The organism is Agromyces tropicus, from assembly GCF_039531345.1.
Lineage (GTDB): Bacteria > Actinomycetota > Actinomycetes > Actinomycetales > Microbacteriaceae > Agromyces > Agromyces tropicus.
The window spans coordinates 235,790-258,281 of record NZ_BAAAPW010000002.1 but is presented as its reverse complement, the minus strand read 5'-3'; the positions used below and the strand labels follow the sequence as shown (position 1 = coordinate 258,281).

At 72.0% G+C, this 22,492-nt stretch carries 18 protein-coding genes and 1 pseudogene; 11 read left to right on the top strand and 8 right to left on the bottom strand.

Annotation, left to right across the window (positions count from 1 at the left end):
- Window positions 1-97: 97 nt before the first annotated feature.
- The 3 genes from ABD230_RS06960 to nucS all read right to left on the bottom strand — a co-directional run bounded on the left by ABD230_RS06960 (window position 98) and on the right by nucS (window position 4,668).
- A complete protein-coding gene (locus ABD230_RS06960) occupies window positions 98-2,902 on the bottom strand; it encodes an immune inhibitor A domain-containing protein (protein ID WP_344370860.1) in 2,805 nt (934 codons plus the stop codon).
- Between the two features lie 316 nt (window positions 2,903-3,218).
- Window positions 3,219-3,905, bottom strand: coding sequence for an HAD hydrolase-like protein (locus ABD230_RS06955; protein ID WP_344370856.1), 687 nt, complete (start codon window positions 3,903-3,905; stop codon window positions 3,219-3,221).
- 67 nt (window positions 3,906-3,972) lie between these two features.
- Window positions 3,973-4,668, bottom strand: coding sequence for an endonuclease NucS (nucS, locus tag ABD230_RS06950; protein WP_344370853.1), 696 nt, complete (start codon window positions 4,666-4,668; stop codon window positions 3,973-3,975).
- Between the two features lie 64 nt (window positions 4,669-4,732).
- Between nucS and ABD230_RS06945 the strand changes: the two genes are divergently transcribed.
- A complete protein-coding gene (locus ABD230_RS06945; RefSeq protein WP_344370851.1) occupies window positions 4,733-5,299 on the top strand; it encodes a dihydrofolate reductase family protein in 567 nt (188 codons plus the stop codon).
- Here ABD230_RS06945 and ABD230_RS06940 read toward each other — a convergent pair.
- Window positions 5,281-6,609 carry an MFS transporter gene (locus tag ABD230_RS06940; protein ID WP_344370847.1) on the bottom strand — a complete coding sequence of 443 codons (1,329 nt, stop codon included), beginning with the start codon at window positions 6,607-6,609 and terminating at the stop codon, window positions 5,281-5,283. The two genes, ABD230_RS06945 and ABD230_RS06940, sit on opposite strands and share 19 nt — an antisense overlap.
- Window positions 6,610-7,030: 421 nt before the next feature.
- Between ABD230_RS06940 and tdh the strand changes: the two are divergent.
- The 4 genes and pseudogenes from tdh (at window position 7,031) to ABD230_RS06920 (ending at window position 10,915) form a co-directional block, all read left to right on the top strand.
- A pseudogene (gene tdh, locus ABD230_RS06935) lies at window positions 7,031-8,039 on the top strand (L-threonine 3-dehydrogenase).
- Between the two features lie 2 nt (window positions 8,040-8,041).
- A complete protein-coding gene (locus tag ABD230_RS06930; protein WP_344370845.1) occupies window positions 8,042-9,229 on the top strand; it encodes a glycine C-acetyltransferase in 1,188 nt (395 codons plus the stop codon).
- Window positions 9,230-9,332: 103 nt separating this feature from the next.
- Window positions 9,333-9,761, top strand: coding sequence for an SRPBCC domain-containing protein (locus ABD230_RS06925; RefSeq protein WP_344370844.1), 429 nt, complete (start codon window positions 9,333-9,335; stop codon window positions 9,759-9,761).
- Between the two features lie 77 nt (window positions 9,762-9,838).
- Entirely contained in the window at window positions 9,839-10,915 is a 1,077-nt protein-coding gene (locus tag ABD230_RS06920; protein WP_344370841.1) for a LacI family DNA-binding transcriptional regulator, read from the top strand.
- A gap of 32 nt (window positions 10,916-10,947) precedes the next feature.
- Here the strand turns inward: ABD230_RS06920 and ABD230_RS06915 are convergent, their stop codons facing one another.
- From ABD230_RS06915 to ABD230_RS06905, 3 genes are all read right to left on the bottom strand, one after another.
- Complete coding sequence (locus ABD230_RS06915) at window positions 10,948-11,685, bottom strand: head GIN domain-containing protein (RefSeq protein ID WP_344370839.1); 738 nt, start codon at window positions 11,683-11,685, stop codon at window positions 10,948-10,950.
- Between the two features lie 67 nt (window positions 11,686-11,752).
- Entirely contained in the window at window positions 11,753-13,123 is a 1,371-nt protein-coding gene (locus ABD230_RS06910) for an MATE family efflux transporter (RefSeq protein ID WP_344373246.1), read from the bottom strand.
- A gap of 2 nt (window positions 13,124-13,125) precedes the next feature.
- Window positions 13,126-13,497 carry a YccF domain-containing protein gene (locus ABD230_RS06905; RefSeq protein ID WP_344373244.1) on the bottom strand — a complete coding sequence of 124 codons (372 nt, stop codon included), beginning with the start codon at window positions 13,495-13,497 and terminating at the stop codon, window positions 13,126-13,128.
- A 100-nt stretch (window positions 13,498-13,597) separates the two neighbouring features.
- Here ABD230_RS06905 and ABD230_RS06900 point away from each other — a divergent pair, with 100 nt between their 5' ends.
- The 6 genes from ABD230_RS06900 (at window position 13,598) to ABD230_RS06875 (ending at window position 21,085) form a co-directional block, all read left to right on the top strand.
- The gene (locus tag ABD230_RS06900; protein ID WP_344370836.1) at window positions 13,598-14,974 is read left to right on the top strand and encodes a TrkH family potassium uptake protein; all 1,377 of its coding nucleotides are present in this window, start codon (window positions 13,598-13,600) and stop codon (window positions 14,972-14,974) included.
- Entirely contained in the window at window positions 14,967-15,671 is a 705-nt protein-coding gene (locus ABD230_RS06895) for a potassium channel family protein (protein ID WP_344370833.1), read from the top strand. Before ABD230_RS06900 ends, ABD230_RS06895 begins: the two co-directional genes overlap by 8 nt.
- 67 nt (window positions 15,672-15,738) lie before the next feature.
- Window positions 15,739-17,721 carry a M13 family metallopeptidase gene (locus ABD230_RS06890; protein WP_344370829.1) on the top strand — a complete coding sequence of 661 codons (1,983 nt, stop codon included), beginning with the start codon at window positions 15,739-15,741 and terminating at the stop codon, window positions 17,719-17,721.
- Window positions 17,722-17,814: 93 nt separating this feature from the next.
- Window positions 17,815-18,720 (top strand): serine hydrolase, encoded by a 906-nt coding sequence (locus ABD230_RS06885; RefSeq protein ID WP_344370826.1) that lies wholly within the window; start codon window positions 17,815-17,817, stop codon window positions 18,718-18,720.
- A gap of 53 nt (window positions 18,721-18,773) precedes the next feature.
- A complete protein-coding gene (locus ABD230_RS06880; protein ID WP_344370824.1) occupies window positions 18,774-19,541 on the top strand; it encodes a hypothetical protein in 768 nt (255 codons plus the stop codon).
- Between the two features lie 197 nt (window positions 19,542-19,738).
- The gene (locus ABD230_RS06875; RefSeq protein WP_344370823.1) at window positions 19,739-21,085 is read left to right on the top strand and encodes a pyridoxal phosphate-dependent decarboxylase family protein; all 1,347 of its coding nucleotides are present in this window, start codon (window positions 19,739-19,741) and stop codon (window positions 21,083-21,085) included.
- 56 nt (window positions 21,086-21,141) lie between these two features.
- Here the strand turns inward: ABD230_RS06875 and ABD230_RS06870 are convergent, their stop codons facing one another.
- Window positions 21,142-22,458, bottom strand: coding sequence for a cyanophycinase (locus ABD230_RS06870; RefSeq protein WP_344370820.1), 1,317 nt, complete (start codon window positions 22,456-22,458; stop codon window positions 21,142-21,144).
- Between the last annotated feature and the right edge of the window lie 34 nt (window positions 22,459-22,492).

Sequence of the window (22,492 nt, the reverse complement as noted above, 5' to 3'; positions counted from 1 at the left end):
CACCGCCTCGATCGCGTGCCGTCCCGGCCACGTCCCGACGCGACGAGGCGCCGACCCCCGAGGGGGCCGGCGCCTCGCCGGTGTCAGGCCGTCTCGATCAGCCCGCGCTCGGCGGGGTGACCTCGATCAGCGCTGCGCTGTTGCCGGTCAGGGCCTTCTTCACCGTGATGACGGTGCCGAAGCCCACGCCGTCGTCGGCCGGGTTGCCCGAGCCGAACGGCCCGATCCCGATGTCGAGGCCGTAGTACTCCGTCGCCGGCGTGCCGTCGAGGTGGTACAGCGGCACCGAGTACGGCGCGCTGCCGACCGACGGGACGACCACCGAGGCGTCACGGTCGCGGTAGTACAGCGAACCGGTCGGGCCGACGGCGAAGCCGGGCACCCAGCCCTGGTCGTCGGTGAAGGTGCTCACCGCGGGGAGGGCGGGGATCTCGGTGCAGTACTCCACCGTGGGGTCGGCTTGCGTGAAGCACTCCGTGAACGGGTGCGTGTCGGTCACGCCGAACGCCGCGTTCGAGGACTGCGCACGCGAGGGCATCACGTTGAGCGTCGTCGGGTCGGCGTCGGCCGCCGCGCCCGTGCGCTGCAGCGGGTCGAAGTGGCTGTCCACGATGAGCAGACCGCCCTTCGCACCGTAGCTCGGCAGTGCCGCCTCGTTCGAGATGATCTGGTTCGAGTTGCCGTACGTCGTGTCGCGGTACCAGACCAGGGCGCCGGGCGCGTTGTAGGCGACCTTCTCGACCTTCCAGGCGCCGTCGCTGTAGACGGTGTTGTAGCCGTACTTCAGGCCCTCGTCGAAGCCGTCGAAGTTGCGCCACTCGACCAGGTAGTACTGCGCCTTGACCGAGGTGCCGGTGTCGATGCGCCAGCCGGGGCCGGTCGAATCGACGAAGGTCGAGACCTCGTTGGTCCAGCCGTTGTCACCGGACTCGACGTCGTCGCTCCAGACCGTGCCGCCGTCGGCGACCAGCTCGAAGTCGTCGGCGAACCAGCCGCGGTCGAGGTAGGCCGCGTCCGTGGCCTGGCGGAGGCGCAGCTGCACGGTGCTGCCGGCGTACGGCGTGAGGTCCACGTAGTGGTGCTCCCAGCCGTCGGTGTGGCCGGTCAGGCCGTACTGCTTGCCGCCGTAGTCGCCGAGGCGCCCGTTCGGGTCGCCGTAGGCGTCACCCGTGGTGACCTCGGAGCCGTCCTCGGCGTAGACCTTCTGCTCGGTCCAGGTGGAGCCGCCGTCGGTCGAGACCTCGATGAAGCCGTAGTCCCAGTCCTCCTCGATGACGTAGTCGTTCCACATCCAGAACTTCGCGTCGCTCGCGGCGGGGACGTCGACCGTGCGGGACAGGCGGATGTCGGCCCAGTCCTGGTCCGCGCCCGTGTACCACATGTTGTCGCCGCTGTGCGGATCGGCGAGGGTGATCACCTTGTCGGGCAGGTTCACCTTGATGCCGTCCTGCGTGCCCTTCTTGGGGCGCGAGGACTGGCCGACCTTGATGGTCTGGGTGTCGTCACCGGGGTTCACGACCTTGGGGTCGGCCCAGCCGAGCACCCACTTGTCCCAGAGGCCCATGTGGGTCGGCATCGACTGGAAGATCGGGCCGGAGTGCGAACCCGACGACATGAGGTCCCAGAAGTCCACGTCGGAGCTGCCGGCGCCGGAGACGTCGTACAGGTCCGGGAGGCCGAGGTCGTGGCCGTACTCGTGCGCGAACACGCCGACGCCCGAGTCCTCGGGCTGCACGATGTAGTTCGACAGCTTGAGGTCGGTGCCGGGGATGTCGGCGCCGCCGGGGACGGCCGAGGAGTGCGCCCAGATGGCGTACGTGCCCTCGGCGCCGCCGCCGCCCGACTTGTCCTCGCCGGCGTGCACGAGCACGACGTGGTCGATCACGCCGTCGGGCTCGTTGTAGTCGCCGTCGCCGTCGCGGTCGCCCTGGTCCTCGAGGTCGTAGTCGGCCCACGGGAAGTCGGGCTGCGCCGCAGCGAGGGCCGCGACCGCGTCGATCGGGAGCGCGTTGGCGCCGAGCGGGTTGTCGGGGTGGCCCTGCATGCCCTGGTAGGCGCCGGCCTCGTACTCGCCCTCGTCGTTCAGGAAGCAGCGCGTGGCGCCGTACCAGCCCTCGGAGTGCGGCATCATGACCCACGGCGTGGCCTCACCGGTCACGGTGTAGGCGCCGTGCGACATCTCCTCGTACATCGACTTCATCGTGTAGCCGGAGATGTCGATGCCGGGCTCGCCGTCGGGACCCGTCAGGTCCGGGCGCACGCGCTCGGTGATGCCCTCGTCGGTGTAGAGCATCGTGTCGTAGTGCTCGGGGGAGAAGTCCTCGACCCACATCGAGTTGTTGTCCTCGAGCGCGTAGTCCGCGGGGTCGGGGATGTTGTTGTGCAGCGGACCGTTGACGACCTCACCGGGCTTGCACGTCGACGCGCCCCAGTACTCGGGCACCCAGCTGTCGGTGAAGTCGTCGTTCGCCTCATCGTTGAACTCGATGAGGATCGTCAGGAGCTTGGCCTCCTGCGTGGACTTCGCCTTCTTGAGCGCCTTCGGGCTCTTGCCGGTCTCGATCGACTTGGCCTCGAGCTTGGCCAGGCCGCGCGCGGCGACCGGGTTGCCCTGGGCGTACTTCTTGTCGATCTCGGCCGACTGCTCGGCGACGGTGCCGCTCACGGCTCCGCGCTTGGCCGCGGCGCCGTCGATGGTGGCATCCAGTGCCTCGTCGGTCTGGAACGCCGACTCCGCACGCGGTGCCGCGTAGTTCATGTAGTACTCATCGCCACCGATGACCGGTGCCGGTGCGGCGGTCGCCGCGCCCGTTCCCACAGTCGCCAATCCGGCGGCTGCGAGTGCGAGCACGGGGATCGCCGCGACCGCGCGACGACGCGCGCGGTTGGACTTCCCTGACATGCTTCTCCCTCCGAGTGCCCGTGACGGTGACCACGGGACACGAACGTCGTCCGCCGGTGGGCGGACGTACCCGGAATCCTGCCTCCGTATCGGAGCACGGGGAACCCTCGGGAAAGGATGTATCCCCGAATCGTTGCTATCGAGGCAACCTCACGTTCGGGGCAGGCGCATGCGACGGATGCTTCGACGCGGTGGGTCCTGCGTCGAAGCATCCGCATCGGGAGCAGCGGGCGCGAGGGGATCGCGCGGGTGGCCGCGCGCGGGTGGCGCGGGCGACCGAGGGCGGCCCGGGCCGCCCTCGGCGTCGCCCCGGGGATCAGCGGACGAGCAGCCCGCGCAGCTGGTCGGCGGAGTGCACGACCGCGATCGCGTCGGCCGCCTCGTCGGGCGAGCCGTAGCCCCACTCGACGAGGATCGTCGGCACGCCGTGGGCGGCCGCGCCGAGCGCGTCGTAGCCGCGGTCGCCGACCATGACCGCCGCCGAGGTGTCGACGCCGAGCGCCCGCAGGCCGCGCAGCGCCTCGGCGACGACCTCGGCCTTGGTGCTGCGCTCCTCGTCGTCGCTCGCTCCGGCGATCACGGTGAAGTAGCCGTCGAGGCCGGTGTGGGCGAGCACGTTGCGCGCCATCGACTCGGGCTTGCTGGTGGCGAGGGCGATCGGGATGCCGGCGGCCTGCACGGCCTGGAGCACGCCCTCCACGCCGGGGAAGACGGGGGAGTGCAGGAGGTGGTCGTCGTAGTGGTCGCGGTAGACGTTGAGGGCCTCCCACGCGTCGGCGTCGGTGAAGCCGGCGGTCATGCGGAGGCTGTCGAGCAGGGGCGGCCCGACGTAGGAACGGAGCGTCTCCTGGTCGGGGACCGGGACGCCCATCTCGGCGAACATGTGCGCGAGCGAGCCCATGATCTCGCTCGCGGAGTCGATGATCGTGCCGTCCAGGTCGAACAGCACGGCGGTCCACGTGCGTGGGGGCGCGATCGTGGTGGTGGGCAGGGTTGAAGTCACCGCGTCATACTAGGCGCTCGAAATCCGAGGAACGCTCGGGAATGCTGTGTGCGGGCTGTACGCGCGCTCAGAACAGGCGCGCGTGCCCGCTCTCGATCCCCTTCATCGCGTCGTAGTCGAGCACGACGCAGCGGATGCCGCGGTCCTCGGCGAGCGTGCGCGCCTGCGGCTTGATCTCCTGCGCCGCGAACACGCCCGACACGGGCGCGAGCAGCGGGTCGCGGTTCATGAGCTCGAGGTAGCGGGTCAGCTGCTCGACGCCGTCGATGTCGCCGCGCCGCTTGAGCTCGACCGCGACCGAGCCGCCCGAGGCATCCGTCGCCAGGATGTCGACCGGGCCGATGGCCGTCATGTACTCGCGCCGTACCAGCCGGTAGCCGTCGCCGAGCAGTTCGATCTGCTCGGCGAGGAGCTTCTGCAGGTGCGACTCGACGCCGTCCTTGACGAGCCCCGGGTCGACGCCGAGCTCGTGCGACGAGTCGTGCAGCACCTCGTGGATCGACACCACGAGCTGGTCGGCGGTCTTCGCGTGGGTGACCTTCCAGAGCTCGACCACACCGGCCGCGCGCTGGTCGTCGTCGGGGTCGGCGACCGCGAGCGTGCAGGGCGGGCTCATCCAGTTCAGCGGCTTGTAGCTGCCGCCGTCCGAGTGCACGAGCAGGCTCCCGTCGCCCTTCACCATCAGCAGGCGCGTCGCGAGGGGCAGGTGCGCCGAGAGTCGGCCGGCGTAGTCGACGGAGCAGCGGGCGATGACGAGACGCACCCGAGAAGTCTACGTTGGACCGGAGGGCGGGCCGCGGGCTGCGGCATCGGCGGAAGGGGGCGCGATGGGGCGCGTGGTGTACGGCAACCAGATGTCGTTGGACGGCTACGTGGCCGACCGGGAGGGTCGGTTCGACTGGGCGATGCCCGGGGAGGACGTGCACGCGGCCGTGAACGACGACGTCCGCGACGTCGGCACGTTCGTGCTCGGCCGCCGCGTGTGGGAGGTGCTGCGGGCGTGGGACGTGATGGACGTCTCGGACGAGCCCGGGCCGGTGCGCGACTTCGCCGGCATCTGGGCGGGCGCCGACAAGGTGGTGTGCTCGCGGACGCTCGGCGAGGACGACCTCGCCGGAGCGCCGCGCACGCGGATCTCGCGGACGTTCGACCCGGACGAGGTGCGCGCGCTCGCCGACGCCGCCGACCGCGACGTCGCCGTCGGCGGCCCCGAGCTCGCGTCGCAGGCGCTCGCGTCCGGCATCGTCGACGAGGTCTCGCTGCACGTGCACCCGGTCGTCGTCGGCGGCGGCACGGCCGCCTTCCCGACGCCCGTCGCGCTCGGCTTCGAGCTCGTCGAGGAGCGGCGGTACGCCGGCGGGGTGGTCGGCCTGCGCTATCGGCCCCGGCGCTGAGGCGCGACCCGGTTCCGCTCGCGGGCGGCGGGCGCCGCGATGCCCGCCATGACCATGAGGCCGAGCAGCACCAGCAGGCCGTTCAGGATGCCGAAGTGCTCGCCGAGGAAGCCGATGAGCGGGGGGCCGACGAGGAAGGCGCAGTAGCCGATCATCGCGACCGCCGACACGCGCGCCGCGGCATCCGCCCGGTCGGGCACATCGGCCGCAGCGGACATGCCCACCGGGAAGGCGAGCGAGCAGCCGATGCCCCAGAGCAGGGTGCCCACGACGAGCATCCACGGCTGCGTGCCGAAGATGAACAGGGCGAGCCCGACGACGCCGATGCCGGCCATCACCTGCAGCATGAGCACGCGGCCGAAGCGGTCGATGAAGGGCCCGCCGAGCACGCGCGCGCCCGTGATCGCGATCGTGAACACGGTGAAGACCGCGGCGCCGGTCGTCGCGTCGAGGCCGTGGCCGTCGACGACGGCGAGGGCGATCCAGTCGTTGGCGCTGCCCTCGGCGAACGACATGCCCAGCATGACGACGCCGATCAGGAGCAGGCGCACGTCGGTCCAGACCGACAGGCTGCGGCGGATCCGCACGCCGAGCGGCTCATGCGGCTGGTCCGCGGTCTCGTCGCCGAGCTCCTCGCGGAGCGGGACGAAGCGGACGGCGATGACGATGCCGACCGCGACGACGAGCGCGATCGCGGGCAGGTGGACCGCGACCGGCAGGCCCAGCGCGGAGGCCGCGGCGGCGAGCGAGGCGCCCGCGACCGTGCCGAAGCTGAAGAAGGCGTGCATGAGCGGCATGACCGTCTTGCCGAGTTCGCGCTCGGCCTCGGCGCCCTCGACGTTCATCATGACGTCGACCGCCCCGTTGCCGAATCCGAAGAGCGCCAGCCCGAGCACGATGAGTGCGACGCTCGGGAGCACCGAGCCGCCGAGCCCGACGGAGACCAGGCCGACGGCGACGGTGACGAGCACGCCGATCATGCCGAGTCGCGCGCCGAAGCGCGCCATGAGCCAGGGTGCGGCGACGAGCCCGACGATCGACGCGATCGACCCCATGAGGATGACCAGGCCGACGCCCTGCGTGCTGAGGCCGACGGCGTCGCGGATCGCGGGGATGCGCGCGACCCAGCTGGCGAGGCTGAACCCGGAGAGGAAGAAGATCGCGAAGATCGCGTTGCGCCAGGCGACGAGTTCGCGGCGCGGGCGGGCGGGCGGCGCGGGTCGCGCGGCGGCCGTGTCGTCGGCGCCGGATGCGGGTGCGTGCCGGTCGTGCTCGCTCATGGTCTCTGCGTGGTCTCGGTGCTGCGACATTACTGCCTCGTCGTCGGGGTGGTCTGCGGCGAATGGTCGAATCGATTCGACTCGAATCGATTCGAGGATAGACCGGTTCGGGAGCGGGTCGCAAGCGCACGTGACCTCCATTCGTCGCGACACGCCGACGAGGGCGAAACGGGGGGTGGTGCCGCCGCCCGTGGCCGTGTGATGATGACCGCAATCGAGGACGGACGCCGCCGGAAGGGGCCCCGTCCTCGTCCACGTCCCGGCGGTCCGCGTCTCGGCGCCGGAGGCCGTCGCCGTCGCCCCGGTATCGACCGGCGGCGGCCCGGCGTCATCCGCCCGCACCGCTCGTTACGATGAACGGGTCACCTCGACGCGCGCCGTGACCCTCGGCGTGCGAGCCCGGCGCCGGCCCATCCCGCGGGCGCCCGTACGAAGTCAGGACGCATCGCCGATGAAGGCCCTCCTCAAGTCCGCGCCCGGCGCGGGACTCGAACTCGTCGACCGACCGGAACCCGAGACGGGTCCGGCGGACGTGAAGATCAGGGTGCTCCGCACCGGGATCTGCGGAACCGACCTCCACATCGACAAGTGGGACGACTGGGCCGCGTCCGAGATCCGCACCCCGCTCATCCCGGGGCACGAGTTCTACGGCGAGGTCGTCGAGGTCGGCGAACTGGTCCACGACGTCGCGATCGGCGACCGCGTCTCGGGCGAGGGCCACATCGTGTGCGGCATGTGCCGGCACCCAGGGGGTCGGCCTGCACCGCGACGGCGCGTTCGCCGAGTACATCGTGCTGCCCGGCGAGAACGTCTGGGTGCACCACGGCGACGTGAGCCCCGAGGTCGGCGCGATCTTCGACCCGTTCGGCAACGCCGTGCACACCGCGCTCGCCTTCTCGGTCGTCGGCGAGGACGTGCTCGTCACCGGATGCGGGCCGATCGGACTCATGTCGATCGCCGTCGCGCGGCACGTGGGCGCCCGCTTCATCGTCGCCAGCGACGTGAGCCCGGCGCGCCTCGAGCTGGCCATGCAGATGGGCGCCGACGCCACGGTCGACGTGTCGCGCGAACGGGTCCGCGACCTCCAGCCCCGCCTCGGCATGCGCGAGGGCTTCGACGTCGGCTTCGAGATGTCCGGCTCCGCGAAGGCGCTGCCCGAGATGATCGACAACATGAACCACGGCGGCCGGATCGCCCTGCTCGGCCTGCCGAGCGAGCCGTTCGCGATCGACTGGGGCAAGGTCGTCACGCACATGCTGACGCTCAAGGGCATCTACGGTCGCGAGATGTTCGAGACCTGGAACTCGATGAGCGCGATGCTGCAGACGAGCCCCGTGCTGCGCGAGCGCGTGGCATCCATCATCAGCGACCGCTACCCGGCGCGCGAGTGGCGCGCGGCGTTCGACGCCGCGGCCTCGGGCGGGGTCGGCAAGGTCATCCTCGACTGGACGGAGATCTGAGCATGTACGGATCGGTGCAGGCGCAACTGCGCGCCGAGCTCGACGAGATCGAGGCCGCGGGCCTCACCAAGCGCGAGCGCGGCATCCACGGCCCGCAGTCCTCCGAGATCGAGGTCGCCGGCCGCACGGTGCTGAACTTCTGCGCGAACAACTACCTGGGCCTCGCCGACGACCCGCGCATCGTGGCCGCGGCGCACCGCGGCCTCGACGACTGGGGCTACGGCCTCGCGAGCGTGCGCTTCATCTGCGGCACGCAGGAGCTGCACCTCGAGCTCGAGCGCGCGGTCTCCGGCTTCCTCGGCTACGACGACACCATCCTGTTCTCCTCGTGCTTCGACGCGAACGGCGGCGTCTTCGAGGTCCTCTTCGGGCCCGACGACGCGATCATCTCCGACGAGCTCAACCACGCGTCGATCATCGACGGCATCCGGCTGTCGAAGGCCCGCCGGTTCCGGTACGCCAACCGCGACATGGCCGACCTCGAGGCGAAGCTGCAGGAGGCCTCCGACGCGCGCCGGAAGGTGATCGTCACCGACGGCGTCTTCTCGATGGACGGCTACCTCGCGCCGCTCCAGGAGATCTGCGATCTCGCCGAGCGGTACGACGCGCTCGTCTTCGTCGACGACTCGCACGCGGTCGGCTTCGTCGGCGAGCACGGGCGCGGGACGCCCGAGTACTGCGGCGTCGAGGGCCGGGTCGACATCACGACCGGCACGTTCGGCAAGGCGCTCGGCGGCGCGTCCGGCGGGTACGTCGCCGCGCGGCAGGAGATCGTCGACCTCCTGCGCCAGCGCGCCCGGCCGTACCTCTTCTCGAACACGCTCGCCCCCGCCATCGTCGCGGGCACGATCGAGGCGCTGCGGCTCGTCAGCGAGTCGGGCGAGCTGCGGCAGCGCCTCACGGCGAACGCGGCGCTCTTCCGCGAGCTGATGACGGAGGCCGGCTTCGACCTCCTGCCCGGCGAGCACCCGATCGTCCCGGTCATGTTCGGCGACGCGGCGCTCACCGCGCGCATCGCGGATGCGCTGCAGGAGCGGGGCGTCTACGTGACGGCCTTCTCGTACCCGGTCGTGCCGAAGGGGAAGGCGCGCATCCGGGTGCAGCTCTCGGCCGCGCACTCGGAGGACGAGGTGCGCCGCTGCGTCGCCGCGTTCGCCGCGGCGCGCGACGCGGTGCTCGCCGCCGTGTGAGTCCGGCCCGCCGGTCGCGCAAGGGGGCTGCGGGCAGGGCGGAGGCGGCGTAGCGTCCCGACTGCGCGAGGGGCGGCCGTCGCCCCGCGAGCGGAGGTGGGCCATGCAGGACGACCACGTCGCGACGTCGACGATCGAGATCGCCGCGCCGCCCGACCGGGTGTGGTCGGTCATCACCGACGCCGCGGCCGCGCGCGAGTTCATGTTCGGCACCGAGCTCGACGCCGACTGGACCGAGGGCGGCGAGCTCTCGTGGCGCGGCGAGTGGGAGGGGCGCCCGTACGAGGACCATGGCACCGTGCTCGCGATCGAGCCGCCGCGCCGCCTCGTGCACACGCACTTCAGCGCTCGCCGCGAGGACGACGAGGCGCCGGAGAACCATCACACCCTCACCTGGACGCTCGAGGGCGACGACGAGACCGTGCTGACGCTCGCACAGGACAACAACCCGACGGCCGAGGCCGCCGCCCACTCGGCGGCGATGTGGGACGCGCTCGTGGCCAAGGTGAAGGAGATCGCCGAGCGTCCCTGATCCCCGCCGCCTCAGCGATCCGCCAGGAGCGCGGGTGGGGTGGGGGGCTCGAATCGATTCGACCGTACAATCGAAGGGTGAGCCCCGAACCCGCCGCCACCACCGGCGCCGTCCCGCGCGTGACGCTCGCCGACGTCGCCGCGCACGCCGGCGTCTCGGCGTCGACCGCCTCGCTGGCATTCAGCGGCTCCGGCCCGGTGTCGGATGCCACCAAGGAGCGCGTGCTCGCCGCCGCCGACGAGCTCGGCTACGCCGGCCCCGACCCGCGGGCGCGATCGCTCCGACGCGGTCGATCCGGCATCGTCGGCGTCGTGCTCGAGGAGCGCGTGCGCGCCGCCTTCCTCGACCCGGTGAAGATCCAGACCCTCGACGGGCTGGCCGAGGGCATCGCGTCGCTCGGCGCAGGCCTGCTCCTGTTCACCGACTCCGGGGACCCGGCCGCGCCCGTGAGCCTCGACACCGCCCCGGTCGACGCCGTCGTGCTCATCGGATGCAGTCCCAAGTTCTTCCGCCAGGTCGAGGCGCTGCAGCGCCGCGGCATCCCCATGGTCGCCATCGAGGGCGCGCCCGGCGGCGACATCCCCGAGATCACCATCGACAACCGCGAGGCGACGCGCCTCGGCGCCGAGCACCTCCGCTCCCTCGGACACGAGGACGTCGCGACCGTGACCCTGCCCTTCGAGGCGAGCCGGGCCCGCGGCCCGCTGACCCCGGAGATCGAATCGGCCGCGACGGTCGACACCGCCGTCGAACGGCTGCGGGGCGCACGTGACGTCTACCCCGGCATCCGTGCGCAGGTGGCGGCGGCGAGCTCCATCGAGGAGGGCCTCGAGGCGGGCCGGGCGCTGCTGGCGGATGCCGCGACCCGGCCCACCGCGGTCATCGCGCAGAGCGACCTGCTCGCCGCGGGCGTGATCGGCGCAGCGGAGGAGCTCGGCCTCGAGGTGCCGCGCGACCTCAGCGTCGTCGGCTTCGACGGCATCCGCGTCGACGGCCTGCAGCACGACCTGACGACGCTCGTGCAGCCGTCGGTCGCGAAGGGTCGCGCCGCGGGCGAGGCGGTCGTGCGGATGCTCTCGGGCCAGGCCGCCGCGGGCACCGACTTCACGAGCGAGCTCCACGTCGGCGAGACGACGGCGCCGCCGCGCGCCTGACGCGTGCGCGCATCCGGCCCGGACGAGCCGGCTCAGTCGGGCGTGATCGAGCCCGACCCCGAGATGCTGCTCCGCACCTGCGGCCGGCCCGAGTAGTGCACCGTGCCACTCCCCGAGAGCGTCACGTCGAGCGTGTCCGACGCGTCGACCGTGATCTCGCCCGAGCCGGAGAGGCGAACGACCGCCTCCTCCGCCCTGAGCCCGGAGGCGTCGACGTTCCCCGACCCGCTCACGTCCACCTCGAGGCGGGCGGCCGTCCCGGCCGGCTCGATCGAGCCGGATCCGCTGATCGCGGCCCGGACCGACGTCGCATCGAGCCCCTCGGCCGTGATGTCGCCCGACCCGCGGATCTCGAGCGACACGTCGTCGGCATCGCCGAACTCGGCGCTCACGTCGCCCGACCCGCTGATCACGACCTCGTCGAGCGAGGTGAGCGTGATGCTGATGTCGAGCTCGTTCGCCCCGACGACGATCGGGCCCCGCTGCAGGTCGATCACCAGCCGGTCGCCCTCGACGTCGGTGCGGAGCCGCTCGAGCACGTTCGCCCCGCCGGTGACCGTCAGCGCGGGCTCGCTGCCGAGGCTGATCGTCACGTCGCCGGAGGTGCGCAGCACGACGCCCGAGGCATCGGCGATGGTGCGGTCCTCGGTCCGCCGCTCGCCCGGCGTCACGACGGGCAGGCAGGCGGTGAGGGCGACGAGGACGGAGGCGGCCAGCGCCGCCCCGGCGAGACGCGTCGCGACCCGGTGCGCGCGGCGATCGGTGCGCATGTCGGCCTCCTTCGGTCGGCGGTGCCTCGAACCTACGGGCCGCCCGGCCGGGCGGACGGGCCATTGGTCACGCCGGGGCGCCGACCACCATCCACGTCCGTCCGCGGGCGCGCAACGACAGGGTGACGGCGCGGGCGGCGAGGTAGCCGAGCGAGAACGCGGCGGTGAGCGCCGCCAGGGCTGCGGCTCCGGGGACGTCGGCGCCGGAGGCACCCGCCCACCAGACCACCCCGAGCGCGAGCGGCACGAACGCGGCGAGGTTCACGAGTCCGGTCCACGCCAGGTAGCGTGCGTCGCCGGCGCCGATGAGCACGCCGTCGAGCACGAACACGAGTCCGCCGAGCGGCGCCGAGAGCCCGAGCACCACGAGCGACGGCGGCAGCAGCGCGGCGACCTCGGCCGACGAGGTGAACGCGGCGGGCAGCACCCAGGCGGTCGCCACGACGAGCCCGCCGATCGCGACGCCCGCGCCGACGCCCCACTCCACGCACCGGCGGAGCACCGCGCGCACCTGCTCCACGTCCCCGCTGCCGAGGCCCTTGCCGATGAGCGCCTGCGCGGCGATCGCCAGCGCGTCGAGGGCGAACCCGACCGTGAAGTAGATCGTGATGGCGACCTGGTACGCCGCCAGCTCGTCGCGGCCCAGCGCCGTCGCCGCCCACGTGGCGAGCAGCAGGGCGACCCGGAGGCTCAGCGTGCGGAGGAAGAGCCAGCCGCCGTCACGGGCGCCCCGGAGCACGCCCGCATGGTGCGGCCACGCGCTCGCGCCGACCCGCGCGACGTGCCGCGCGACCACGACGAGGTAGACGAGCACCATGCCCCACTGCGCGACGACCGTGCCGACCGCCGACCCGGCGATGCCCCAGCCGAGGCCGTAGATGAAGAGCGCGTTGAGGCCGATGTTGGCCGCGAAGCCGATGCCCGCGACCCAGAGCGGCGTCCGGGTGTCCTGCAGGCCGCGCAGGAGGCCGGTGGCGGCGAAGACGACGAGCATCGCCGGGAGCCCGGCCATCGAGATCGTCAGGTAGGCGGATGCCTCGGCGGCGACGCCCGCGGAGGCGCCGAAGGCGGCCACGAGCCACGGGGCGGCGAACCATCCCGCCACGGCGAGCAGCGCGCCGAGCCCGAGCGCGAGCCAGAGGCCGTCGACGCCCGCCGCGACGGCGCCGCGCTCGTCTCCGGCGCCGAGGCGCCGCGCCACCGACGGCGTCGTCGCGTAGGCGAGGAACACCATGAGGCCGACGATGGTCTGCAGCACGGCGCTGGCGAGTCCGAGGCCGGCGAGCGGCGCGGCGCCGAGGTGCCCGACCATCGCCGTGTCGGCGAGCAGGAACAGCGGTTCGGCGATGAGGGCGCCGAGCGCGGGGACCGCAAGGCGCAGGATGTCGCGGTCGACGGCGCGGCGGGCGGCATCCGTCGTGGGTCTGGATGTGCGGATCGTCAGTCCTCCACGATCTCCTTGCCCAGCGGCGCGAGCGAGACGGGGATCAGCTTGAAGTTCGCGATGCCGAGGGGGATGCCGATGATGGTGAGGCACATGAGGACGCCCGTCACGAGGTGCTCGAGTGCGAGCCACCACCCGGCGAGCAGCACCCACACGACGTTGCCGAGGAACGACCAGGCCCCCGTGGTCGGCTTCGAGACGACCCGCCGGCCGAACGGCCACAGGGAGTAGTTCGCGATGCGGAACGAGGCGATGCCCCACGGGATCGTGACGATGAGGATGCACATGAGCAGCCCGGCGAGCATGTAGCCGATCCACAGCCAGATGCCCGCGAGGATCAGCCAGACGACGTTGAGGATCGTGTTCAGCATGATCCGATGATCGCACCGCCCGGCGACGCGGGGCGATCCCCCCGGTTCCGCGCGGGGGAGCGGCGTGACCTCCCCGCAACAGGCGTATGATTCCGCGGTGACCTCCCGCGAGTCGGTCCGCGTACCGCGGCCCCATCGCTTCCGACGGGGCATCCGGCTCCACCCGGCGCAGGCCGTGGTGGTGGGGTTCGCCGCCGCCGTGATGGGGGGCACCCTGCTCCTCTGGCTCCCGCCGATGACGGTCGAGCCGGGCGGCACCTCGTTCACGGACGCGCTGTTCACCGCGACGAGCGCGGTCTGCGTGACCGGTCTCACCGTCGTCGACACCGAGCTGCACTGGAGCCCGCTCGGCCACTCCGTGATCCTGCTGCTCATCCAGCTCGGCGGCCTCGGCATCATGATCTTCGCCTCGCTCATCGGACTGGTGCTCGCGCGCAAGATGAGCGTGCGTTCGCGACTGAACACGGCCGCGGAGGCCAAGGCGGTCGGCTACGACGACGTGCGCGGCCTCGTGCGCGGCATCGTGCTCATCTCGTTCGGCATCGAGGCCGTGACATGGCTGTTCCTGTTCCCGCGGTTCCTCTTCGCCTACGACGACAACCCGGGGGATGCCGCCTGGTACGCGCTCTTCCACTCGGTCTCGTCGTTCAACAACGCGGGCTTCGCCCTGTACACGGACAACATGATGGGATTCGTCTCCGACCCCTTCATCTGCCTGCCGATGTGCGCCGCGATCATCCTCGGCGGACTGGGGTTCCCGGTGATCATGCAGCTCCGCAAGGAGTTCCGGCGCCCGATCCACTGGTCGATGAACACGAAGCTGGTCCTCTGGGGAACGCTCGTTCTGCTCGTCGGCGGGTTCGCCTACCTCTCCATCGCGGAGTGGAACAACCCGGACACGCTCGGGCCGCTCGACCCGGGATCGAAGCTGCTCGCCGCGTTCTTCATGTCGACGCAGACCCGTACCGCCGGATTCAACAGCATCGACGTCGGCATGATGCACGACGAGAGCTGGGTCGTCATGGACGTGCTGATGTTCATCGGCGGCGGCCCGGCGGGCACCGCCGGCGGCATCAAGGTGACCACCTTCGCCGTGCTGTTCTTCATCCTCCTGACCGAGTTCCGCGGCGAGGGCGCCGTCAACATCTTCGGCAAGCGGCTCTCGCGCGCGGTGCACCGGCAGGCGATCACGGTCGCGCTCGTCGCCGTCGGCGCGGTGATGACCGCGATCATCCTGCTCATGCACCTGACCAAGCTCGACCTCGACCTCGTGGCCTTCGAGGCGGTGTCGGCGTTCGCCACCGTCGGGCTCTCGACCGGCATCACGGGCGACCTCCCGCCGGCGGCCGAGGTCGTGCTCGTGCTGCTCATGTTCCTGGGCCGCATCGGCCCGCTGACCCTCGGATCGGCCATCGCACTGCGCGACCGCCGGATCCTCTACGAACTCCCGAAGGAGAGGCCCGCCATTGGCTAGGTTCACGTTGTTCGGCGGCGCATCGGACACGTCGCGACGGATCGCCGAGGCCGACTCGGTCGCCGTGATCGGGCTCGGCCGGTTCGGCAGCTCACTCGCGCTCGAGCTCATGGCCGGCGGCACCGAGGTGCTCGGCATCGACGCCGACGAGGAGATCGTGCAGGCGCTGAACGGCGAGCTCACGCAGGTCGTCCGCGCCGACTCGACCAAGTCGGAGGTGCTGCGGCAGCTCGCCGTCGACGAGTTCGATCGCGTCGTCGTGGCCATCGGCACCGACATCACCGCGTCGATCCTGACCTGCTCGGTGCTGCTCGGCATGAAGATCCCGGTGATCTGGGCGAAGGCCGTGACCGAGCAGCACGCCGTGATCCTCGAGCAGCTCGGCGTGCACCACGTGATCCGGCCCGAGGCCGAGATGGGCCGCCGCGTGGCCCACCTGGTGCGCGGTGCGGCGCTCGACTACATCGAGATCGAGCGGGGCTACGCCATCGTGAAGACCGCGGCGCCCGAGCGCTTCCACGGCGTGCCGCTCGGCCAGACCGCGCTGCGCAAGGAGCTCGGGGTCACGGTCGCCGCGTTCAAGCACCGGGGCGGCGAGTGGCGCAACGCCGACGCGGAGACGGTGCTCGGCGAGGGCGACACGGTGCTCGTCGTCGGCCCGACGCGCAAGGCGGAGGGCTTCGCGCAGCTGCGCTGAGCGACACGGCCCGCCGTTCGCGGCATCCGCTCAGGACGAGGGGCGACGGTCGGCCTAGGCTGGGGTGATGACCGATGCGACGAAGCCCAGCGGCATCACCCTGGATGAACTCGACGCCGAGGTACGCCCGCAGGACGACCTCTTCCGCCACGTCAACGGCAAGTGGATCGAGCGCACCGAGATCCCCGCCGACAAGGCCCGCTACGGCGGGTTCATCGTGCTCCACGAGGAGGCCGAGCAGGCCGTCCGCGAGATCCTCGAGGAGGCCCGGCAGGCGGAGCCCGGCACCGAGGAGCGCAAGGTCGGCGACCTGTTCGCCTCGTTCATGAACGAGGAGCGCGCCGAACTGCTCGGCGCGACGCCCATCGCCGGCCAGCTCGTCGAGGCGTCGCTGCCGGGCACGATCCCGCAGCTGCTCTCGGCGATCGGCACGCTCGAGCGGCAGGGCGTCTCGGGCTTCGCGCAGCTCTTCGTCGACAACGACCCGGGCGACCCCGAGCGCTACCTCGTGTTCGTCGAGCAGGGCGGCATCGGGCTGCCCGACGAGAGCTACTTCCGCGAGGAGCGGTTCGCTCCCATCCGCGAGAAGTACCGCGCGCACCTCGAGCGGATGTTCGGCCTCGCCGCGCTCGACGACGCCGCCGCGCGCGCGCAGCGCGTGTTCGACCTCGAGACCGAGATCGCGGCGACGCACTGGACCAACGTCGACTCGCGCGACAGCCAGAAGACGTACAACCTGACGCCGTGGTCGGAGGTGCTCGACGAGGCCGCCGTCGACCTCGACGTCTGGCGCGACGCGATGGGCGTGCCCGACGGGGCGTTCGCCGAGCTCGTGGTGCGCCAGCCGAGCTTCGTGGAGGGCGTCGGCGCGCTGTTCACGACCGACCGGCTGCCGGCCTGGCGGGACTGGCTCGCCTGGCAGGTCATCCGCAGCTCGGCGCCGTACCTCGCCGGCGACTTCGTCGAGGCGAACTTCGACTTCTACGGCCGCACGCTCACGGGCGCGCCCGAGCTGCGCGAGCGCTGGAAGCGCGGCGTCTCGTTCGTCGAGGGCGCGATGGGCGAGGCCGTCGGCCGCATCTACGTGGAGCGGCACTTCCCGCCCGCCGCGAAGGAGGCGATGGACGAACTCGTCGCCAACCTCGTCGAGGCGTACCGGCAGTCGATCGCCGACCTCGACTGGATGGGCGAGGAGACCCGCGAGCGCGCGCTGGACAAGCTCCGCAAGTTCACGCCGAAGATCGGCTTCCCCGTGAAGTGGCGCGACTACTCGACCCTCGAGGTCGATGCCGCCGACCTCATCGGCAACGTGCGGGCGGCCGCCGAGTTCGAGTTCCACCGGCAGCTCGGCAAGATCGGCAACCCGATCGACCGCGACGAGTGGTTCATGACCCCGCAGACGATCAACGCGTACTACAACCCCGGCTTCAACGAGATCGTCTTCCCGGCCGCCATCCTGCAGTTCCCCTTCTTCGACGCCGAGCGCGACCCGGCCGCGAACTACGGCGCCATCGGCGCGATCATCGGCCACGAGATCGGCCACGGGTTCGACGACCAGGGTTCGCGCTTCGACGGCGACGGCCGCCTCACCGACTGGTGGACCGAGGCCGACCGGTCCGCGTTCGAGGAGCGCACCAAGGTGCTCATCGACCAGTACGACGTGCTCGTGCCGGCGCAGCTCGCCGACGGCGACGGCGACGGCGATCCGGCGCACGTCAACGGCGCGCTCACGATCGGCGAGAACATCGGCGACCTCGGCGGCGCCGCGATCGCGTGGAAGGCGTACCTGCTCTCGCTCGACGGCGAGGAGGCGCCGGTCGTCGACGGACTCACCGGCGGTGAGCGGTTCTTCCTGTCGTGGGCGCAGGCGTGGCAGCTCAAGGCCCGCGACGCCGAGGTCGAGCGCCTGCTCGCCATCGACCCGCACTCGCCGAGCGAGTTCCGGTGCAACCAGATCGTCCGGAACATCGACGAGTTCTACACTGTCTTCGAGGTCGAACCCGATGACGCGCTCTGGCTCGAGCCCGACGAGCGCGTCCGCATCTGGTAGCCCTCGCCCCTACCCCCCGTCCGATCCCGTCGAGCGCACCGCGATGCCGCGGTGGGGGAGCGCACGACCCGAACGAAAGTCCGCCGTACCGCCGTGGTGACCTCGCAGGGCTCTGAGCGCCGTGCCCGCCATGCCTCCTTCCGGCATGCGCGGCACCGCACCGACGAGACCTCCGAGGACTTCTCACGCGGGTTCGACGCACTCGGCGAGCTGGCGCTCGGCGGCGTGCAGGTGTCGGCGCGAGCGACCGACCTGGCCACCGGGCGCGTGCTGTTCTCGGTCGACGACCACGTCGTGATGCCCACGGCGTCGATCGGCAAGGTGCTGCTGCTCGTCGAGGTCGCCACGCGCCTCGGCACCGCGAGCCCAGAGGCGTTCGCGGTGCTCGATCGCGCGCCGCGCGACGCGGTCGGCGACTCGGGCATCTGGCAGCACCTGCAGACGCCGTCCCTGCCGATGGCCGACCTCGCGGCGCTCGTCGGCGCGACGAGCGACAACCTCGCGACGAACGTGCTGATCCGCCACATCGGGCTCGAGTCCGTCCGATCGCGGACCGAGGCCCTCGGCCTCACCCGGACGGCCCTGCTCGACCTCGTGCGGGACCACCGCGGCCCGGACGACGCCCCGCAGCTGTCGATCGGCTCGGCCAAGGAGCTCACGTGGCTGTTCGCCTCGCTCGCGCGGGGCGAGATCGTGAGCCCGGAGGTGTCCCAGCGCGTCGTCGGCTGGCTCTCGCTGAACGCCGACCTGTCGATGGTGGCGTCCGCGTTCGGCCTCGACCCGCTCGCGCACCGCACGCCCGACCACGGCCTGCTGCTCATGAACAAGACGGGCACCGACGGGGGCGTCCGCAGCGAGGTCGGCGTGCTGCGCGGCCCGCGCGCGAGCGTCGCGTACGCCGTCTCGATGTACTTCGCGGACACCCAGCTCGCGTCGCGCCTCGCGGTGCTCGACGGCATGCGGCGCGTGGGCGCCGACCTGCTCGAGTACGTGCACTGACCGGCGGCGCTCCCACCCTTGTCCCGCGGCCGGATGTCCGCCAGCATCGACCCATGACCCGACCTTCCACGGTCGCGCGCCCTGACCTGCGCGACCGGGCCGCGATCGTCCTCGCCACCGCGGCCTCCGTCCTCGCCGTCACCGCCCTCTCCGGGTGCGCGGCCTTCATCGCACCCGTCAGCGCGTCCGAGGAGACGGGGGAGTCGCCGTTCGCGGTTGCGACGATCCCGATGCCCGACCTCGGGCCGGTCCCGGAGCCCGATCCGCCGTTGACCGACGCGGAGTCCGAGGCCGAGCGCATCCGAACCGCGGACGGTGACTGGGCCGGGGTGCTGGCGCAGTACCCGGGCGCCGCACGCCCCGCGGATCCGTTCGACTCGTACGTCACCGAGGCCGAGTACGTCGAGGTCATGCAGGCCTGCTACGAGTCCGCCGGGCTCGACCTCGAGTTCGGGTACTCGACGCCCGACCTCTCGGGCCCGCCCGCCTCCGTCTCGGCGATGCCGTCGGACGAGGGGCAGGCCGTCGCGGCGTGGAGCTGCCGCGCCGCGCATCCCTTCGAGGTCGTCGCGCCGCTCGCGAACGAGGCCGAGCTCGGCTGGATCTTCGACTACCTGAGCCGGTTCCTGGCACCGTGCTACGCGGCGAACGGGCTCGACAACCCGCCCCCGCCGACGCGCGAGGAGTGGGTCTCGGCGTGGCCCGGATACCTCTGGTACCCGACGACCGGCGACCGTCCGCTCGACCCGGAGTTCCAGGCGGCGCTGGACGAGGCGTGCCCGAATCCGGACCGCGCGATGGCGGAGCTCCGGGAGGGCTGATCCCGAGCCCGCTCCCGACGCCCTCCTCGCACTCCGGGCTCCGTCGTGCGGGGCCGTCGACGGAGAAGCGCAATGATGCGCCGCGCATACTGATCTGTGCGCACGGAATGTGCGTGAAGGTGCGAAAGCGTGACGCCGATTTGCGAATCCCGCCGTTGATACGCAAGCTGGATCGAGTCCCGTCGAGAGGTGTGAGCATGTCCGGTCCCGTCGCCCCGCCGTCGCGTGCATCCATGCACGAGGTCTCCGTGCCGACCACGGATCTCGTCGAACTCGTGCTCCGGTACGCGCGCGACCGGATCCTGTCCGACGACACGCCGCTGGACAAGCCCATCCCGCCCGTCGACCTCGCCCGGCTCGCGGGTCGCAGCATCGACGAGCACGGCATCGGCGCCGACCGCGCGCTCGCGCGGTTCGAGCACGTCCTCGCGCCCGCGTGCATCACGACCGATCATCCGCAGTACCTCTCGTTCATCCCCACCGCGCCGACGAAGGCGGCCGTCGCGTTCGACCTGGTCGTCTCGGCGAGTGCGCTGTACGGCGGGTCCTGGCTCGAGGGCGCCGGCGCCGTGTACGCCGAGAACGAGGTGCTGTCCTGGCTCGCCGCGGAGTTCGGACTCCCCTCCGGCGCAGGCGGGGTCTTCGTGCAGGGTGGCACCCTCGGAAACCTCTCGGCGCTCGTGGCCGCGCGCGAGCATGCTCGTGGCGCCGTCGCGCGCGACGGGGCCGAGATGCCGCAGCGGTGGAAGGTGGTCTGCAGCGCCGAGGCGCACTCGGCCCCGGGCGAGGACGGGGTGCTCCGCGGAGCCGCGGTCAGGTCCGCGCTCGACGAGCACGGCGCATCCGTCTTCGCCGTCGTCGCCACCGCCGGGTCGACGAACTTCGGCATCGTCGACGATCTCGCCTCGATCGCCGCGCTGACGGACGAGTTCGACGTCTGGTTCCACGTCGACGGCGCGTACGGCCTGGCCGGCATGCTCTCCCCGGCCGCCCGGCACCGCTTCTCGGGGGTGGAACGCGCCGACTCGGTGATCGTGGACCCGCACAAGTGGCTGTTCGCGCCGTTCGACGCCTGCGCGCTGATCTACCGCGACCCGGAGTCGGGACGTCGGGCGCACACCCAGCACGCCGAGTACCTCGACACGCTGACCGAGACGAGCGAGTGGAGTCCCTCCGACTACGCGGCCCACCTCACGCGGCGGGCACGCGGCCTCCCGCTCTGGTTCTCGCTCGCGACGCATGGCGCGGCGGCGTATCGCGAGGCGATCGGCGCCTCGATCCGCCTGGCGCAGGACATCGCACGCGAGATCGAGCGTCGCGACGGGTTCAGCCTGGTCCGCGAGCCCCAGCTGTCCGTCGTCGTCTTCGAACGCGAGGGGTGGACGAAGGCGGACTACGCGCGGTGGTCCGCCCGCCTGCTCGACGAGCAGCACGCGTTCGTCACGCCGAGTTCCCACGCGGGGCGACCGAACACCCGGTTCGCGATCGTGAATCCGAAGACGAGCCTCGAGCAGCTCACGGCGATCCTGGACACGATGGCCTGACGCGGGCGGCGGACGGCACCGGGGTGCCGTCCGCCGCCCGTCGGCCGCGTCGAGGTTCAGTTCGCGGGTGGGACGACCTCGATCCGCATGACGAGGCCGGCGAAGGAGACGGAGCCCGCGGGCGTGGTCCAGGCCCGAGTGCCCGGCTCGCGGGTCAGGGTCGTCCGGAACTGCGGCGACGTCTCGTGGCTGGTCCCGCTCCCCGTCCGTGCGCTCGAGGCGACGGTCTCGCGAGCGAGGTCGCGGAGCGAGTAGACGCCGCCGGCGCCGTCGAGGGAATCCCAGACGTCGCTGCGTTCGGCAACCGGGCCCGCGGTGGGCCGGACGGCCGAGGAGCCGTCGGCCGCGAGCGCGAGGCCGCGCTTCAGGTTCACGGAGTCGCCGGCGGTGGCATAGCTCCAGCGGACCCCGGCGACGCCGCCGTCGGTTCCGCGTGCGTCGCTCAGGTCGAGCAGCGACGCACCGTGCTCGCCGATCACGCGCCCGATGCCGGTCGCGCGGTCGAGCACGACGGCGGTGGTCTCGTCGACGCCGAGCACGAGGTCGTGGCCCGTCTCGAGGGCGAGTTCGACCGCCCGGCCCTGCCGGCCCCACGTGGTGAAGTGGCTGTCGATCTGCACGCCCTCGACGAAGCCGAAGCCGCCGGACGGCAGGTAGCCGAGCTCGGTGGGGTCGTCGAGGTAGCCCGCCGTCGCGCCGTCCCGCCAGGCTTCGTACGATTCTCCGCCGGTCACCATGTCGGCGCCCTGCTGGATCGTCAGGCCGGCGCTGACGCCCGCGACCACGCCTCGGTCGGCGGCGGCGCGGAGCGCGGAGAGCACGGGGGTGTCCGCGCACGATTCGAACGCCTCGAGCGGGGCGGGCTCGCAGTCCTGCAGGGTGCGGACGTAGCGCATCTGGTCCCCGCCGCCGAAGAAGACGCCGGTGGCCCTGCCGATCTCGGCGACGACCCCGGGATCGGTGGCCCGGTCGGGGCGGTACTCGTCGCCGGCGTAGTCGTCCGCCGTGTCGACGGGCACGGCGTACGTCTCTGCGCCGTACTGCTGGAAGAGCTCCGAGTAGTACAGGCCGTTGGCGGCGGCGTTGTTCAACGACGAGTCGGCGGCCTGCTCGGGAGTCCGCGCGGGGCGCGCCGCGGCGGTGACGATCGCGATGCGGGCCTTCGCGGGGCCCGTGCCGTCGGGGTCGGCGAGGTCCACGATCGCCCGGAGGATCTCCGCGTTCTCATCGAGGTTGCCGCCGATCAGGACGGCGTGGGGACCGTTCGCGCGCTCGGCCGGGGCGGCAGCGGCCGGCCCGGCGGCCGCGGGCGCCAACGCGAGGACGAGCGCTGCGGTCGCGCACGTCGCCAGTGCAGGGGAGAGAGGTCGCACGATTGCCTCCTTGGAATGTGCGTTACAGAAATTG

Excerpts from the sequence above, each read along its gene's own strand:
- ABD230_RS06960 (WP_344370860.1), bottom strand. The coding sequence starts at position 2,902 with ATGTCAGGGAAGTCCAACCGCGCGCGTCGTCGCGCGGTCGCGGCGATC.
- ABD230_RS06945 (WP_344370851.1), top strand. The coding sequence starts at position 4,733 with ATGGGGCGCGTGGTGTACGGCAACCAGATGTCGTTGGACGGCTACGTG.
- ABD230_RS06940 (WP_344370847.1), bottom strand. The coding sequence starts at position 6,609 with ATGTCGCAGCACCGAGACCACGCAGAGACCATGAGCGAGCACGACCGG.
- ABD230_RS06930 (WP_344370845.1), top strand. The coding sequence starts at position 8,042 with ATGTACGGATCGGTGCAGGCGCAACTGCGCGCCGAGCTCGACGAGATC.
- ABD230_RS06925 (WP_344370844.1), top strand. The coding sequence starts at position 9,333 with ATGCAGGACGACCACGTCGCGACGTCGACGATCGAGATCGCCGCGCCG.
- ABD230_RS06915 (WP_344370839.1), bottom strand. The coding sequence starts at position 11,685 with ATGCGCACCGATCGCCGCGCGCACCGGGTCGCGACGCGTCTCGCCGGG.
- ABD230_RS06890 (WP_344370829.1), top strand. The coding sequence starts at position 15,739 with ATGACCGATGCGACGAAGCCCAGCGGCATCACCCTGGATGAACTCGAC.
- ABD230_RS06880 (WP_344370824.1), top strand. The coding sequence starts at position 18,774 with ATGACCCGACCTTCCACGGTCGCGCGCCCTGACCTGCGCGACCGGGCC.
- ABD230_RS06875 (WP_344370823.1), top strand. The coding sequence starts at position 19,739 with ATGTCCGGTCCCGTCGCCCCGCCGTCGCGTGCATCCATGCACGAGGTC.